This window comes from Thermomonospora echinospora (genome assembly GCF_900108175.1).
Lineage (GTDB): Bacteria > Actinomycetota > Actinomycetes > Streptosporangiales > Streptosporangiaceae > Thermomonospora > Thermomonospora echinospora.
The window spans coordinates 158,700-174,128 of record NZ_FNVO01000007.1; the positions used below are offsets into that span (position 1 = coordinate 158,700).

Sequence of the window (15,429 nt, forward strand, 5' to 3'; positions counted from 1 at the left end):
CCGCACCCCGTCGGGGCTGCGGCGTCTTCGTGTTGCCCGGCGCCGCGGACCCCCGCGCCGCCGGGCGGATCCTCACAGCGCCGCGCCCGCCAGGTCCGCCGTCACCCTGGTCTCCACGTCCGCCCAGGTGGGGGTCGGTGTCACCCAGTCGGGCACGGGGCCCGGCCAGGGACCGAACAGGTACCGGTGCCCGACGATGTCGCGGATCGCCCGGTGCACGTCCAGCCGGTCGTCGATCATGTGGGTGATCCCCAGTTCGGCGCAGTGCCCGGCCTTGTCCGCCCGCCTCCGGCAGAACCGCAGGTGACCGGCGGGCGTTCCGGTGCGTTCCCAGAACTCGTGGTGGTCCAGCCACAGCCGCGTCTTGCGCTCGACGGCCGGTCCGCACTTGGAGATGATCCACACCCGTCCGGCGAACAAGTCCGTCAGGCGGGCGAGCACCTCGAACGCCCCCTCCGTCGCGGGGCTGCTCAGCGCCCGTTCCAGGTCGCCGTCCAGGAAGACCGTGTCCTCGGTGCCGTCGGGCATCGCCCCGCCCTGGATCACCCGACCGAAATCCACCCCCAGCCGTCTTTGTCTCATCATGTTCATCGCTCCAGCGTGGGCCATGGGACCACGGGACGAAAACGGTTTTTGGCGCGGTCCCTCCGTGCAGGAGGCCATGGAGTCCGAGTACCGAGCCGAGCGACGGCTTGATCCGGAACGTCAGCGCCCCACGCCCACGGTGGCGTGCTCGACGGTCCCCCGCACGCCGCGGGTCTCCTTGCCGCCATCCGCCCATATCCGCAGGCCGTCTCCCCCACCTCGGCGTTGTGGGAGGCCCTGATCCCGGTCCTCCTTGGCCTCGAACAGGTCCGCGAAGTCTGCGTCGACCAGCAAGGTCACCGGGCACCCCGCCGACTCATGGCTCATGTTCCGCAGGGCCAGGTCCTCGCGCATGACTGCTCCCACGTAACAGCGGCGCTCGGAGCCGGCCCGGGCACCGGCTGGGTCAGCGTGTCCCGCGCGCGGCGGTGATCTGCGCGACGGCCTTCTCCAGGGCGTACGCGGGATCGGCGGCGCCGCCCTTGACCTGGGCGTCGGCCTCCGCGACCACGCTGAGGGCCTGGGCGACGCCGTCGGCCGTCCAGCCGCGAAGCTGCCGCTGCACGCGCTCGATCTTCCACGGGGGCATGCCGAGCTCCTTGGCCAGGCCCGCGCCCCGCACACCGCGCGGGGCTCCGCCGACCTTCGCCAGGCCCCGGACGCCCTGCGCCAGGGCGCTGACGATCAGGACCGGCGGGGTCCCCGTCGCCAGTGCCCACCGCAACTGTTCAAGCGCCTCGGCGAGCCGACCCTCGACCGCCTTGTCCGCGACGGTGAAGCCGCTCACCTCCGCACGCCCCCGGTAGTAACGGGCCACCGCCTCGTCGTCGACCTTGCCGCCGGTGTCGGAGACGAGCTGGCTGCACGCGCTCGCCAGCTCCCGCAGGTCGTTGCCGACCGCCTCGATGAGACCGCGCGCCGCGTCCTCGCTGATCGCGCCGCCGGACCGCCGGACCTCCGCCCGGACGAACGCCACCCGCTCCCCCGCTTTGGTGATCTTCGAGCAGGTCACCCTGCGGGCGCCGGCCTTGGCCAGCCCGTCCACCAGCGCCTTGCCCTTGGCGCCGCCCGCGTGCACCGCGACCAGCGCGATGTCGTCGGCCGGGCGCTTGGCGTAGGCCACCACCTCGGCGATCAGGTCCTTGCCCAGGTCCTGGGCCGAGCGCAGCACCAGCACCTTGCCGCCGCCGAACAGCGACGGCGAGGTCAGCTCCGCCAGCCGCCCCGGCTCCAGGCCCCCTGGCGTCAGATCGACGACCTCCGTCTCGGGATCGTCCGCCCGGGCGGCGGCGACCACCTCACCGACCGCCCGCTCCGCGAGCAGTTCCTCGTCACCGACGATCAGGGTCAACGGGTCCGCAGGCACCCCAGCAGCATGCCACGACTCCCGCCCTGCCAACGCCCCGAACACCGTCTCCGGCCCGCCCCGCCGTCGGCCACGGCACCGGCCTACCACCGGACCGGACATACCCGCATCCCAGTGATGGCGGCGACACGCCACCGCGTTCGAGCGACTCACGGCCGAACCCGACGACCCTGCCCCTCCGCTCGGCACACGGCCCCGAACGCAAGGCACAGCCCAACAGCGATGACCGCCCCGGTGGCCGCCGGCCGCCAGTGCCGCTCGGCCCCGGCACCGGCGCTTCCACCGGTTGTCGGACACGCCCCGCTCCGGCAACGATGCCGTCAAGATCAGCGGGATCTGCCGGGGTGAGCGGGGCGGGCGTTCCTTGGGAGGGGGTTCCGGTCAGTCGGTTTTCCTGGTCACGGTGGCCAGGCCGGTCGGGGTGGGGACGACGGCGATGTCGCCGTCGCGGTCCGTGCGGTACCCGCGCATGCCGAGACGTTGCAGAAGGGCGACGGTGTCAGGTGCCGGATGGCCATAGTCGTTGTCCTTTCCCACGGAGGTTATGGAGATCTTGGCGCGGGTGGCTTTCAGGAAGGCGGGATCCTGGTTGCGCGCGCCGTGATGCGGGACCTTGAGGAGTTGGACGGGCGGGATGCTCGACACCAGGTCGCGCTGGGCGTCGGCCTCGATGTCGCCGGTCAGCAGGACGCTGAAGCCGGGACCGCGGGCGACCAGCACGATGCTGGCGTTGTTGATGGTGGCGCCGTCCGCCTCGGCGTGCAGATGCGGCCCGGCGGTCCACGGGCCGAGGGCCTCCAGGGACAGGTTCCCGACGCGCCATCGGCGTCCGGCGGCGGTCGGGTGCATGGCCAGCCCGGAAACATGGCGATCCTCCTTGCCGTTGCTCTGGGCGCTGGTCGCGACCGCCGCGAGCGTACGGCCGCGTCGCACTCCCGGAGTCCCCTCGATGTGGTCGGCATGGGGGTGGGTGAGAACGAGCAGCGGCACGACCCGTATGCCCAGCCGGTCCAGACAGGCGTCGATGAGGTCGGGGTCGGGCCCGGCATCCACGACCACCGCCTGGGCTGGCCCGGTGGACAGCACGCTGGCATCGCCCTGGCCGACATCGCACGCAACCATCGCCCAGCCCGGGGGTGGCCAGCGTGGTGCCGTCGCCCGTACCAGCGCGCCCGCCAAGACCGCTCCGGCGAGGGCCGTAGCCGCCAGGACGAGCAGCAGGCGATGCCGGATCACGAGGTAGGCAGCGGCGAGCGCGAGCAGCAGGGTGACCGATCCGAAGAGTCCTCCCTGCCAGGGGACGCTGGCGTACGGCACCGAGGACGCGGCGCGCGCCACACCGATGATCCAGCCCACCGCCAGGCCGGCGGGCCACACCACGAGCCGGGCCGGTGCGAGCGAGATCGGGGCGATCGCCGCGGCCAAGGCGCCCAGCAGCGTGGCCACCGGGACCGCCGGGGTCGCCAGCAGGTTGGCCGCCACCGCCACCAGGCCGACCTCACCGGTCAGCATCACCAGCACCGGCGTGCAGGCGAGTTGGGCCGCCGCTGCGACCGCCAGCGCCTCCGCCATCGGCCGGGGCATCCACCGCCCCAGCCGGTCCCTCCAGGGCGGCGCCAGCAGGAGAAGCCCACCGGTGGCCAGCACGGACAGGGCGAACCCGTACGAGCGGGCCAGCCCGGGGTCGATCAGCACCAGGACAAGCACGGCGCCGCTTAACGCCGGCAGTCCCTGGCGTTCCCTGCCGGAGTAGAAGGCCAGCAGGCCGATCAGGCTCATCACCGTGGCGCGCAGCACACTAGGCTCGGGCCGGGCGACCACAACGAAGGCCAGCAGCGCCACGGCCGCCGCCGGTGGCGCCCGCCGCCGTCCCAGGCCGGCCAGCCGACATGACGTCAGGACCGCTCCGGCGACGATGGCCAGGTTGGCTCCGGAGACCACCAGCAGGTGGGTGAGCCCCGCGGTCGTGAAGTCCTCGGCGAGCCCGGGATCGAGCCGCGAGGTGTCCCCCACGACCATGCCGGGCAGCACCCCGCGCTGGTCCGGTGGGAGCACGGCGCTGGCCTCCCGCAGCCTCGCCCGTACCCCCTCCGCCGCCCGCTGCAGGGCCGGCGGTCCGTCCAGGACGACCGGAGGGCCCCGGACGATTCCGACGGCCGCCAGGAGTTCGACATGCCGTGGCGGGGACAACCGGGCGGTGATGCGGATCCGCTGGCCGGGCACCAGCCTCCGCCAGGCGTCGCCCGTGCCGATCAGCAGGACCGGCACCCGCACGCCAACCGCCCGCCACCGGACCCGTATGGACTCCGCCCTGGCCCGCACCGTCACGATCTCGCGATCTCCGGACGGCTTCGCCTGCGGATCGCCGGTCACCACCGCCTCGATGGACGTCCGGGCATGTGTTCCGGCCAGTTCGCGCACCGGCCCTGATCCGACCGCCGACAGCCGCAGCCCCGTACCGGTCGCGGAGGCGGCCACGCACGCCAGCACCGCTCCGGCCAGCCCGCAGAACATCGGCCGGGACACGGCTCCCACCGGCCACCACTCAAGCGAGCCCATGACCATCCGCCTCGGCCAGGGCCGAGACATCACCATCCGCCCCGACCAGAACAAAGCCCCGACCGCCCACCAAGGACGGGACACTGTCGGCCCTGGACCAAACACCGCCCCCCTCGGACCAGGCGCCGTCCACCTCGGACTCGACGAAGCCTTTATCGTCTGGTCCCGATGGAACGAAGTCCCCGCCGCCCTTCCCGGACGGGGTAAGGCGCCGGCCAGGAGCGGCAAAGCACCCAGCGCGCACACGGCGGCCACCCCGTACGCAACCGCTGGGGTGGCGGCCAGCAAGGCCCACGCCGACAGCCAGACGCCCAGAGCAGGAGCCACCAGCCGCAGATCATGCCCCCGGCGGCCATCGGCACCGCGTTCACCCGTCAACGCCGGACACCTCCGTCTTCTTGCCATCGCAACCAGACACCGGCGGACACAACCGTCCTGCGCGGGAGTATCCGGAAAACGGCGGAAATCGCGTCGGCATCGGCTGCGCAACGCCGGTTCGCCTGCATGGACACATCACTTGGCAGGTCGGTCCCGCTGAAGATCGGACACTCCCGGATCGGATGTGCGTCATACGCGCACCAGGGGCTTGAGCTCGGCATATCTGCGTTCGCCTATGCCGGTCACGTCCTGGAGTTGCTCGACGGACCGGAAGCCGCCGTGCCGGGTGCGGTATTCAACGATCCGCTGGGCGAGGACCGGGCCCACTCCCGGGAGGGTGTCGAACTGCTCGACCGTGGCAGTGTTCAGATCGAGCGGCTCGCCGGGCGCGCCGGTGCCCTGAGGAGCGGTGGGCCCGGCACCTGGTTGAACTGCGGGGGTGCTGGGAGCGGGCAGGCCGACCATGAGCTGTTCGCCGTCTACCACCCGGCGGGCGAGGTTGAGGGAGCCGGTGCGCGCACCTGGGCGCAACCCCCCGGCGGCCTGGATGGCATCGGCGACCCGGGCGCCGACGGGCAGGGTCACCACGCCGGGTTTTCGCACCTTCCCGGCCACATGCACGATGAGGCCGGCAGGTGTGGGCTCGGCGAGAACGGTGGGTGAGGCGGCCGCCGAGGGAGCCGGCACATCGCCGGCCGGCGGTTGCGGCCGTGGGCGGGAGGCCCACAGATAGCCGCCGGCGAGGAGCACGGCGAGCAGCCCGACGAGGGCGAGCGCGCGGGCTCCAGGCCGTCCTGGGCTGAGGCGCCCCCAGCGGTCGTCGATCCGCTGCTCGCCGACCACATGGTGAGTGCCCTTCGACACCGGTTCGAAGAAATCCTCGAAGACGTCGCGATGGATCACCGCTTCGGCGTCGGGGCCAGGATCGGAATCGGGGCCGTGCGATGGCGGAGCCGGGGCATCGGGGGAACCCGTCCGGGGGGATGTTCTGGCAGGTGTGTGCGGGGCGGAGCCGGCCGGTGAGGTGATCGTCTCGGGTACCGCGACCCATTCCGGTGGCTCGGGGGCGGAGCGTAAAAAGGCCGCGGGAGGAGGTGATGTCGCGGGATGCGAGAGGGTCTGCCGGGGACCGGTTTTCAGGCCCTTGAGACGTGTCGGGGCGGTGGCCTCAAAACGACGGGGGCTGAATCTCATGCCGCCGACGCTAAACGGCACGGGCCAGGCGAAACAGGAGCCGGGTTAATTGTGGAAAACCGGACCGACCGGGTGGCGGGGCCGCCCCGAGAGGCTTCAGGGAAGCTGCGGCGCCACGACCACGCCCAGCATTCCGGGCCCCACGTGGGCGCCGATGACGGGGCCGACCTCGCCAACGTAGACGTCCTGGAGGCCGGGGATGCGTTCGCGCAGCCGGGCGGCCAGAGCCTCGGCCCTGCCCGCGGCGGCCAGGTGCTGGACGCCGATGTCCACCGGCCGGTCGCCGGCGGTTTCGACCACGAGCTCCTCCATCCGGGCCAGTGCCCGGGAGGCGGTGCGGACCTTCTCCAGCGGAGCGATCCGGCCGTCCACGATGTTGAGCAGCGGCTTGACCATGAGGGCCGAGCCGAGCAGGCCGGCCGCCCCGCCGATCCGCCCGCCGCGGCGCAGGTGCTCCAGAGTGTCGACGTAGAACAGGGAGCGCGACAGCTCGGCCCGGCGCAGGGCGGCTGCGGCGGCGGCAGCGGCGTCCCCGCCCTGCCGCGCGGTAGCGGCGGCCGACAGCGCGGCGAAGCCTAGGCCCATGCCGATGGTGCCGGTGTCGACGACGCGTACCGGCACTGGGGCCGCCTCGGCGGCGAGCCGGGCGGCCTCGACGGTGCCCGACATCGCGGCGGACAGGTGGACGGAGACTATGGCGGCAGCGCCAGCGCCCGCGGCAGCCTTGTAGGCGTGGGCGAAGCGTTCCGGAGCGGGACGAGAGGTGGTGACCGGCCGCCACTCCTTGAGCGCCCGGGCGGTCTGCTCGACGGTGAGCTCGGTCTCATCGCGGACCGTCCCGCCCACCGCGATCTGCAGCGGAACGGTGATGAGGCCGTGCCGTTCGGACAGCTCCGCAGGGAGGTAGGCCGAGGAATCCGTGACGATCGCGACCGCGCTGCCCATAGAGGGAGAGTACATCCGCCTCCGGACGAACAGGTGAAACCACCGTGTCACCGTGTAACAGGATCATGACGGCGACGACCGGCGGCTGCACCGTACGCCGCCACCCTGCACGCACGGACCTATCGCGGAGGCGATGTCGGTGAGCCGGTGAGGACCGCCGGGATCGGCGGCCTCGAACGATCCGCCGATCCGGGACGAGGACGAACGATCCGATAGTGGGCCCGGCGGCAGACCCGGCGATGGGCTCGGTGGCTTCGGCTCCCAGTACCGGTCGTACGCGGTCTCGTACGGCATCGCGCCGCGTCTCCTCCTCCGACTGCGGGCGGAGGTCTTCAGGCTCTGGCTCCTCTCTGTCAATGAGGGTGAGCGAGGTGTCAGTAAGGCTCGGGCGGCTAGCAGAAACGTTTGAGGTGGCCCAGGTCAGCTGGGGTGTCCGGAGCGCTCGGCGGTTCGGCCCCGCGGGTCAGAGGTCGAGCGGGGGCGCATCTTTGGGAGATCGTCGGAGCACCACGTCCCGGGCTCCGGCGTCCTTGGTCCGGTACCGGTACGCCATGGTCCCGAACACCCCAACGGTGATCAGCCAGATCACCGCATGCTCCTGCCATCCCACCCCCAGGCCCGGCCGCCGGGCGTCGACCGCGCTGTCCACCGGCCGGGCCGGCTGATACCACACCCGGACCCGCTCGCCGGCCTTCGGCATCTCCGCCCAGCCGTCCTCCTTGACGGAGGCCCGCACCCGCCGCCCCTGCGAGGTGGTGAAGACCACGTCCGCGTAGCCGGTTCCTTTCGCATCGGCCCACGTCTTGACAACGGCACCAGACGCCTCGGCTCCGCCCCACACCGCCTGGATTTCGAAGGAGGCGGCAACTCCGAGGAGCACCCCGAGCGCCACGGTGAACGTCGTCAGGCCCCCTGGGATCGGTACCGCCCGGCGACTGCGCCCGGTCATGCGCCGGGTCGCCCGAAACCGAGCCTGATGGCGCCGTTCAAGCGCCGACATCCACAAACCCCACCGGCTCACCGCGCCTCCCTGGTTTCTACTGTGACGTTTCCCTCCGCCCCGCCGTTGCCCGATCCAGACCCCTCACCCGATCCACAGATCCCCACCCCAGCTGGCCTGGGTCACCTCAAACGCTTGCCGCTGGCCGCCCGAGCCTTACCGACACCCCTGAGCCCGTTGAGGCATGGGTCTTTCCAGCGCAGGTCGCCCAGCAGGTCACGGGTCCGGGGCGCGGCGGGTCCGGGTGACCGGGTCACCGGCGCGCACGGTGCGCAGGAGCACGGCCACCCGGTCGGCGAACTCACGCAGCCGGGCATAGCCCTCCTCCTCGACGCCCACCCGAACGGTGGCCAGCACCTGGTGGGGTGGTGTCCACCGCGGCCACGGTCCGACCGGGCGGCGGCGCCGGGGGCCGGGAGCGGTCAGTGCAGGACGGGGGTGCCGCCGCGCCAGACCCGCAGGGCGCGCAGGCCGAAGGCCCAGGCGAAGGCGCCCTCGTGGTCGGCGTCCCACAGGACGATGTCGGCCATCATGCCGGGGGCCAAAGTGCCGCGGTCGCCGACTCGCAGCGCGGCGGCGCCGCCGAGGGTGGCCGCGCGCAGGGCCTCGGTGACGCTGAGGCCGAACATGGCCACCGCCAGGCCGATGACCAGGGGCATCGAGGTGATGCCGCACTGGCCGGGGTTGTGGTCGGTGCCCAGCGCGAGGGTGACGCCACGGTCGAGCATCTTGCGCACCGGGGCCGGCGGCCGTTCGCTGTTGAGGGCGCTGCCCGGGCAGACGGTGGCGGTGACGCCGGCGTGCGCGAGCGCCTTGATGTCTTCGTCGTTGGCGTGCGTGAGCAGGTCCGCGGAGGCGCAGCCGACCTCGGCGGCGACCTGCGCGGCGCCGGTGCGCTCGTTGGCGCAGGCGTGCATGCGCGCCTTCAGCCCGGCCCGCTTGCCGGTGTACAGCAGGACGCGGGCCTCCTCGGGCGTGAAGTGGCCCTCGTCGCAGTAGACGTCGACGCTCTCGGCCCCGGCCGTGGCGGCGTCGACGCTCCACTGGCGGACCGCCTCGACGTAGTCGCGGCGGCGACCGAAGTACTCCGGCGGCAGGATGTGGGCGGCCAGGAGGGTGGCGTGGATGCGCGGCATGGACGGCTCGCTCTCCAGCGAGCGCAGCATCCGGATGTCGGCCAGTTCGCCGTCCCGGGTCAGGTGGTAGCCGGTCTTGGCCTCCACCGTCGTGGTGCCGCTCTCGATCCACTGCCGCAGCCGTTCCCGGACACCGTTGCACAGCGTCCAGGGGTCGGTGCCGCGGGTCACGGTGACGGTGGAGTTGACGCCACCGCCGGCGGCGGCGATCTCCGAGTAGGTGGAGCCGCTGGTGCGCATGGCCAGCTCGGCCCACCGGTTGCCCGCGTAGACCGGGTGGGAGTGCGCGTCGATCAGGCCGGGGGTGACCAGCCCGCCGCCCAGGTTCTCCACATGGTCGACGTCGACGATGTCGTCGATGACGCCGGGCACGCTCTGCGGCAGATCCGCGGCGGGACCGGCCCACACGATCCGGTCGTCGTGGATGAGGATGGCGGCGTTGCTGCACACATCGGTGCCCGTCCAGAGCCTGCCGATGTTCGTCAACAGCCGTACCGTCATCGGGTCACCGACCCGGATACGGCAATGCGCCACCAGGCGCTGAACCGGACGCCATACAGTGGGTCACCTGCTCTCGATCGGATCCGCCGACTGGATGCCGGCGAGTCACCGCCTGGGGGGTCGGGTGGTCGTGTGACCACCTGGAGCGACGAGACCGGAGATATCGGTTTCGACACGGTAGTCCACCCGAGGGCCGGGCGACAACCTCCCGAGGCCGCCCCTGTGCGCGGCCACAGCCGCCGGGAGGGGGCGCGCCCGCACGTGGCGGGGGCCCGGCGGACGCGCCGAGCCGGCCCGCGGGTCCTCACGTACGACAGCACGCTCATCACTTTCCCGACTCGTCCGCCGACATCCATCGAACCCGACAAAACTCTCACTGGACATGAGAATCGCATAAAATACCCGGGCATGTTCCGGTGTCGCGGCCACCCGCCCTCGGTCATTCAGACCGTACGGATTCGCACGGATCCGTCAAGACGAATTCCCAAGGTGTAACCAACGGGCGACCACCGATTCGGGTTGCTCCCGACAATCGGGACAAAACGGGCCGACGGTGGCGAACCACCTCCAGCCGAGGACGCCCCGGCCCCGGAGCGGCGCGAGCGCCACCCCGGGCGTCCGGGCGGGTTCAGACCGTCTCGGCCTCGGCCGCGGCGTAACCGTCGAGCTCGACGGCCAGCCCGGCCGGGACGCGGGCGTGCAGCCGGGTACCCTCGGCAGTGTGCTCCTGGGAGAGCACCTCGCCCAGTTCGTGGACCCGCGCCACCAGGTCGCCCCGCTGGTACGGCAGCACGACGCGCACCTCCCGGTCCAGTCCCGGCAGGTCCGCCTCGATGGCGGCCATCAGCTCGTCCATGCCGGCGCCGGTACGGGCGGAGACCACGACGCTGTTCTTCTCGCGGCGGCGCAGCCGGGCCAGGGTGAGCGGATCGGCGGCGTCGGCCTTGTTGATCGCGACGAGCTCGGTCACCTTGTCGGCGCCGATCTCGCGCAGCACCTCGCGGACCGCGTCGATCTGGGCCTCGGGCCAGGCGTCGGAGCCGTCCACCACGTGCACGATCAGGTCGGCGTCGGCGACCTCCTCCAGGGTGGAGCGGAACGCCTCGACCAGCTGGTGCGGCAGGTGCCGGACGAACCCGACGGTGTCGGCCAGCGTGAACGGCCGCCCGCCCGGCGTCTGGGCCTTGCGCACGGTGGGGTCCAGGGTGGCGAACAGCGCGTCCTCCACCAGCACCCCCGCCCCGGTCAGCCGGTTGAGCAGCGAGGACTTGCCGGCGTTGGTGTAGCCGGCGATAGCCACCGACGGGATCCGGTTGCGGCGCCGGCCGCTGCGCATGGTGTCGCGGGACTTGGACATCTCCGCGATCTGGCGGCGCAGCTTGGCCATCCGGGTGCGGATCCGACGGCGGTCCAGCTCGATCTTGGTCTCACCAGGGCCGCGGCCGCCGATCCCGACGCCGCCGGCGGCCCGGCCGCCGACCTGCCGGGACAGGTTGCCACCCCAGCCGCGCAGTCGGGGCAGCAGGTAGTCCAGCTGGGCCAGCTCGACCTGAGCCTTGCCCTCGCGGCTGCGGGCGTGCTGGGCGAAGATGTCCAAGATCAGCGCGGTCCGGTCGATGACCTTGACCTTGACGATCTCCTCAAGATGGCGCAGCTGGCTGGGCGACAGCTCGCCGTCGCAGATGACGGTGTCGGCGCCGGTGGCCCGCACGATCTCGGCAAGCTCGGCGCTCTTGCCGGAGCCGATGTAGGTGGCCACGTCGGGCTTGGCGCGCCGCTGGATCAGGCCGTCGAGCACCTGGGAGCCGGCGGTCTCGGCGAGCGCGGCCAGTTCGCGCAGCGAGTTCTCGGCCTGCTGGGCGTTGCCCTCGGTCCACACGCCGACGAGCACGACGCGCTCCAGCCGCAGCGCCCGGTACTCGACCTCGCTGATGTCCTCCAGCTCGGTGGACAGCCCGACGACCCGGCGCAGCGCCTGGCGGTCGGCCAAGTCCAGGTCGCCGGTCAGCGGGTCGTCCTCGGCGGCGAACTCGTCCCGGAGGTCCCCGGGCTCATCGATGAAGGCCTCGTCGTGCCGGTCGTCGCGGCGGACCTGTGGGTCTTGAAAGGAAGCAGATGTCATATGTCCTCTAGCAACGCCGATCGACGGCCGGTTCTTCCCGCCGATCGTGCCATGTCGTGGGGCCGTGTGGCCATGTGTTTATCGGCCGTTCCCCGCCCCGCCCCCTCCCAACCCCGGCGGCCAGGCCCGGCGAGGTGACAGACGGCCCGGTCTGGGGACATGAGGTAGGTGCGGGCCCCTGGCGCGAGCGGCGGCGGTAACGGATGCGTTGGAGGGGGACCCGCTTTGACCGAGACGAATACCGGGCAGTAGCGTTCCACTGAACAGAAGTTGGTTTTCACGATACGAAAGGGAAGGCAGATGGCTGCACCCGACGGCGTGGAGGTCACCGGCCCCCTCCACGCGCGGTACGACGAGATCCTGACGCCCGAGGCACTGACCTTCCTGGCCACCCTGCAGCGCGAGTTCGGCGCGCGGCGCAAGGAGCTGCTGACCGCCCGCGCCGAGCGGGAGGCGCGGCTGGCCGCCGGGGGCACCCTGGACTTCCTGCCCGAGACGGCCGAGATGCGCGCCGACGAGGGCTGGCGAGTGGCCGAGCCGGCGCCCGGCCTGGAGGACCGGCGGGTGGAGATCACCGGCCCGACCGACCGCAAGATGACGATCAACGCGCTCAACTCCGGCGCCAAGGTGTGGCTGGCCGACTTCGAGGACGCCAACACCCCGCTGTGGGAGAACATGATCGAGGGCCAGCTGAGCCTGCGCGACGCCCTCGACCGCACGATCGACTTCACCGACCCCAAGAGCGGCAAGTCGTACGCGCTCAAGGCCGACGAGGAGCTGGCCACCATCGTGGTCCGCCCGCGCGGCTGGCACCTGGAGGAGAAGCACGTCCTGGTGGACGGGCTGCCGATGTCGGGGTCGCTGTTCGACTTCGGGCTGTACCTCTTCCACTGCGCCCGCCGGCAGCTCGCCAAGGGCAAGGGGCCGTACTTCTACCTGCCCAAGATGGAGAGCCATCTGGAGGCGCGGCTGTGGAACGACGTGTTCAACCTCGCTCAGGACGAGCTGGAGATCCCGCGCGGCACCATCCGCGCCACCGTGCTGATCGAGACCATCCCGGCCGCCTTCGAGATGGAGGAGATCCTCTACGAGCTGCGCGACCACTCCGCCGGGCTGAACGCGGGCCGCTGGGACTACCTGTTCTCGGTGATCAAGAAGTTCCGCTCGCGGGGCGCGGCGTTCGTGCTGCCCGAGCGCAACGCGATCACCATGACCGCCCCGTTCATGCGGGCCTACACCGAGCTGCTGGTCCGCACCTGCCACAAGCGGGGGGCGCACGCCATCGGCGGGATGGCCGCCTTCATCCCGTCCCGCCGGGACGAGGAGGTCAACAAGATCGCGCTGGAGAAGGTGCGGGCCGACAAGACCCGCGAGGCCGGTGACGGCTTCGACGGCTCCTGGGTGGCCCACCCCGACCTGGTGCCGGTCTGCCGCGAGGTCTTCGACGGCGTGCTGGGCGAGGCGCCCAACCAGCGCGACCGGCTGCGCGAGGACGTCAAGGTCTCGGCCGCCGACCTGCTGGCGGTGGACAAGACCCCCGGCGACATCACCGAGGCGGGCCTGCGCAACAACATCGACGTGGCGCTGCGTTACCTGGCCACCTGGCTGGGCGGCAGCGGCGCGGTGGCCATCCACAACCTGATGGAGGACGCCGCCACCGCCGAGATCTCCCGTTCCCAGGTCTGGCAGTGGATCCACAACGGTGTCACCCTCAAGGAGGGCTGGCAGGTCACCAGGGAGCTGGTCGAGCAGATCATGGACGAGGAGCTCGCCGGCATCCGCGCCGAGCTGGGCGAGGCCTACGACGAGCCCCGCTACAACCAGGCGGTGACGCTGTTCAAGGAGGTCACGCTGGCCGACGACTACGCCGAGTTCCTCACCCTCCCGGCGTACGAGCGCATGCCCTGACCCGCTCACGGTCGCGCCTCCGGCGCGACGGCGAGCGGGCCTGGGGACGCGCAGCCGTTCGTCGTCACGGTTCAAGATCGCTCGTTCCTCGCGATCTTGAACCGCTCCTCCTCACGACCACGCGGGCCCGCTCGCGGTGGCCCTGGGCGCTTTCGGGTGCAGGGCCACCGCGAGGGGCGGTGCGGGATGACAGGAGCGACACGACGATGAGGGGTGGAGTTACCTTGAGGTTCATGGACGGGTAGCGGGCGGGGCAGCACGACGGGAGCAAAGCGATGGGGTTGGAGGGACTGGCCCGGCGATTCACCGAGGTGCTCGGGGATGAGCGGGTCATCACCGATCCGGTGCGGTTGCGGACCTACGAATGCGACGGGCTCACGTACCACCGGGCCATGCCGGGTGTCGTCGTGCTGCCCGACACCGCCGAGCAGATCGCCGCGATCGTGCGGGAGTGCGTGACGGCGGGCGTCCCCTACGTGGCGCGCGGCTCCGGCACGGGGCTGTCGGGGGGCGCGCTGCCGCGTACGGACGGCGTGCTCATCGTGACCTCGCGGATGCGGCGGATCCTGGAGATCGACCCCGCCAACCAGCGGGCGGTGGTGGAGCCCGGCGTGATCAACCTAGAGCTGACGAAGGCGGCCAGGCCGCACGGGTACTACTTCGCGCCCGACCCGTCCAGCCAGCAGATCTGCTCGATCGGCGGGAACGTGGCGGAGAACTCCGGCGGGGCGCACTGCCTGAAGTACGGCTTCACCGCGCACCACGTGCTGGCCTGCGAGATCGTCACCCCGGACGGCGAGATCACCACGATCGGGCGGGACACGGGCGGCTATGACCTGCTCGGCGCGTTCGTGGGGTCGGAGGGCACGCTGGGCATCACCACCAAGATCACCGTGCGGCTGACCCGGCTGCCGCAGACGGTGCAGACGCTGTTGGCGGCGTTCGACTCGATCGAGGCGGGCGGCACGGCGGTGTCGGCGATCATCGGGGCCGGGGTGGTGCCGGCGGCCATCGAGATGATGGACGCGCTGTCCATCGAGGCGGCCGAGGCGGCGGTGGCGTGCGGCTACCCGCCCGGCGCCGGGGCGGTGCTGATCGTGGAGCTGGACGGCCCGGCCGCGGAGGTCGAGCACCAGTTCGCCGAGGTAGAGCGGTTGTGCCGACGGGCGGGCGCGTTCGAAATCCGGATCGCCACCGACGACGCCGAACGGAACCTGATCTGGAAGGGCCGCAAGTCGGCGTTCGCCGCGGTCGGCCGGATCAGCCCCGCCTACCTGGTGCAGGACGGGGTGATCCCGCGCACCGCGCTGCCGCGGGTGCTGGCCCGCATCGACGAGCTGTCCCGCGAGTCGGGGGTGCGGGTGGCCAACGTCTTCCACGCCGGGGACGGCAACCTGCACCCGCTGGTGCTGTTCGACGACTCCGAGCCGGGGGCCGGGCAGCGGGCCGAGGAGCTCTCCGGCCGGATCCTGGACCTGTGCATCGAGCACGGCGGTTCGATCACCGGGGAGCACGGGGTGGGGGTGGACAAGTCCCGCCACATGCCCCGCATGTTCACCGAGACCGACCTGGACACCATGCAGATGGTGCGCTGCGCCTTCGACCCGGCCGGGCTGTGCAACCCCGGCAAGGTCTTCCCGACGCCCCGCCTGTGCGGCGAGGTGCCGGGGGTGCGCAAGGAGCCGCACCCGCTGGTCCAGCAGGGGAAGGCGGAGCTGTTCTGATGGGCGCCCGC

At 71.9% G+C, this 15,429-nt stretch carries 12 protein-coding genes; 2 read left to right on the plus strand and 10 right to left on the minus strand.

The window, feature by feature from the left end; all coding sequences use genetic code 11:
• Positions 1-72 precede the first annotated feature (72 nt).
• The 10 genes from C4U03_RS18265 to hflX form a co-directional block, all read right to left on the minus strand.
• Complete coding sequence (locus C4U03_RS18265) at positions 73-591, minus strand: hypothetical protein (protein ID WP_200827306.1); 519 nt, start codon at positions 589-591, stop codon at positions 73-75.
• A 114-nt stretch (positions 592-705) separates the two neighbouring features.
• The gene (locus C4U03_RS18270; protein WP_268817518.1) at positions 706-1,053 is read right to left on the minus strand and encodes a glycogen debranching N-terminal domain-containing protein; all 348 of its coding nucleotides are present in this window, start codon (positions 1,051-1,053) and stop codon (positions 706-708) included.
• Positions 992-1,951, minus strand: coding sequence for a DNA polymerase III subunit delta (gene holA, locus C4U03_RS18275; RefSeq protein ID WP_235017946.1), 960 nt, complete (start codon positions 1,949-1,951; stop codon positions 992-994). Before holA ends, C4U03_RS18270 begins: the two co-directional genes overlap by 62 nt.
• A 381-nt stretch (positions 1,952-2,332) precedes the next feature.
• Complete coding sequence (locus C4U03_RS18280; RefSeq protein ID WP_235017947.1) at positions 2,333-4,510, minus strand: ComEC/Rec2 family competence protein; 2,178 nt, start codon at positions 4,508-4,510, stop codon at positions 2,333-2,335.
• A gap of 567 nt (positions 4,511-5,077) precedes the next feature.
• Complete coding sequence (locus C4U03_RS18285; protein WP_103939154.1) at positions 5,078-6,082, minus strand: ComEA family DNA-binding protein; 1,005 nt, start codon at positions 6,080-6,082, stop codon at positions 5,078-5,080.
• 96 nt (positions 6,083-6,178) lie between these two features.
• Entirely contained in the window at positions 6,179-7,027 is an 849-nt protein-coding gene (locus C4U03_RS18290) for a DegV family protein (RefSeq protein ID WP_103939003.1), read from the minus strand.
• A gap of 463 nt (positions 7,028-7,490) precedes the next feature.
• Positions 7,491-7,976 carry a DUF3592 domain-containing protein gene (locus C4U03_RS18295; RefSeq protein ID WP_160147033.1) on the minus strand — a complete coding sequence of 162 codons (486 nt, stop codon included), beginning with the start codon at positions 7,974-7,976 and terminating at the stop codon, positions 7,491-7,493.
• Positions 7,977-8,243: 267 nt separating this feature from the next.
• Positions 8,244-8,384, minus strand: coding sequence for a hypothetical protein (locus C4U03_RS40475; RefSeq protein WP_160147034.1), 141 nt, complete (start codon positions 8,382-8,384; stop codon positions 8,244-8,246).
• Between the two features lie 65 nt (positions 8,385-8,449).
• Entirely contained in the window at positions 8,450-9,664 is a 1,215-nt protein-coding gene (hutI, locus tag C4U03_RS18300; RefSeq protein WP_103939005.1) for an imidazolonepropionase, read from the minus strand.
• Between the two features lie 628 nt (positions 9,665-10,292).
• Complete coding sequence (gene hflX / locus C4U03_RS18305) at positions 10,293-11,786, minus strand: GTPase HflX (protein WP_103939006.1); 1,494 nt, start codon at positions 11,784-11,786, stop codon at positions 10,293-10,295.
• Positions 11,787-12,086: 300 nt separating this feature from the next.
• On the opposite strand from hflX, the gene aceB reads away from it, so the two are divergent.
• Positions 12,087-13,694 carry a malate synthase A gene (gene aceB / locus C4U03_RS18310; RefSeq protein ID WP_103939007.1) on the plus strand — a complete coding sequence of 536 codons (1,608 nt, stop codon included), beginning with the start codon at positions 12,087-12,089 and terminating at the stop codon, positions 13,692-13,694.
• A gap of 275 nt (positions 13,695-13,969) precedes the next feature.
• Positions 13,970-15,418, plus strand: a complete 1,449-nt coding sequence (locus tag C4U03_RS18315; RefSeq protein WP_103939008.1) for an FAD-linked oxidase C-terminal domain-containing protein — start codon at positions 13,970-13,972, stop codon at positions 15,416-15,418.
• Positions 15,419-15,429 lie beyond the last annotated feature (11 nt).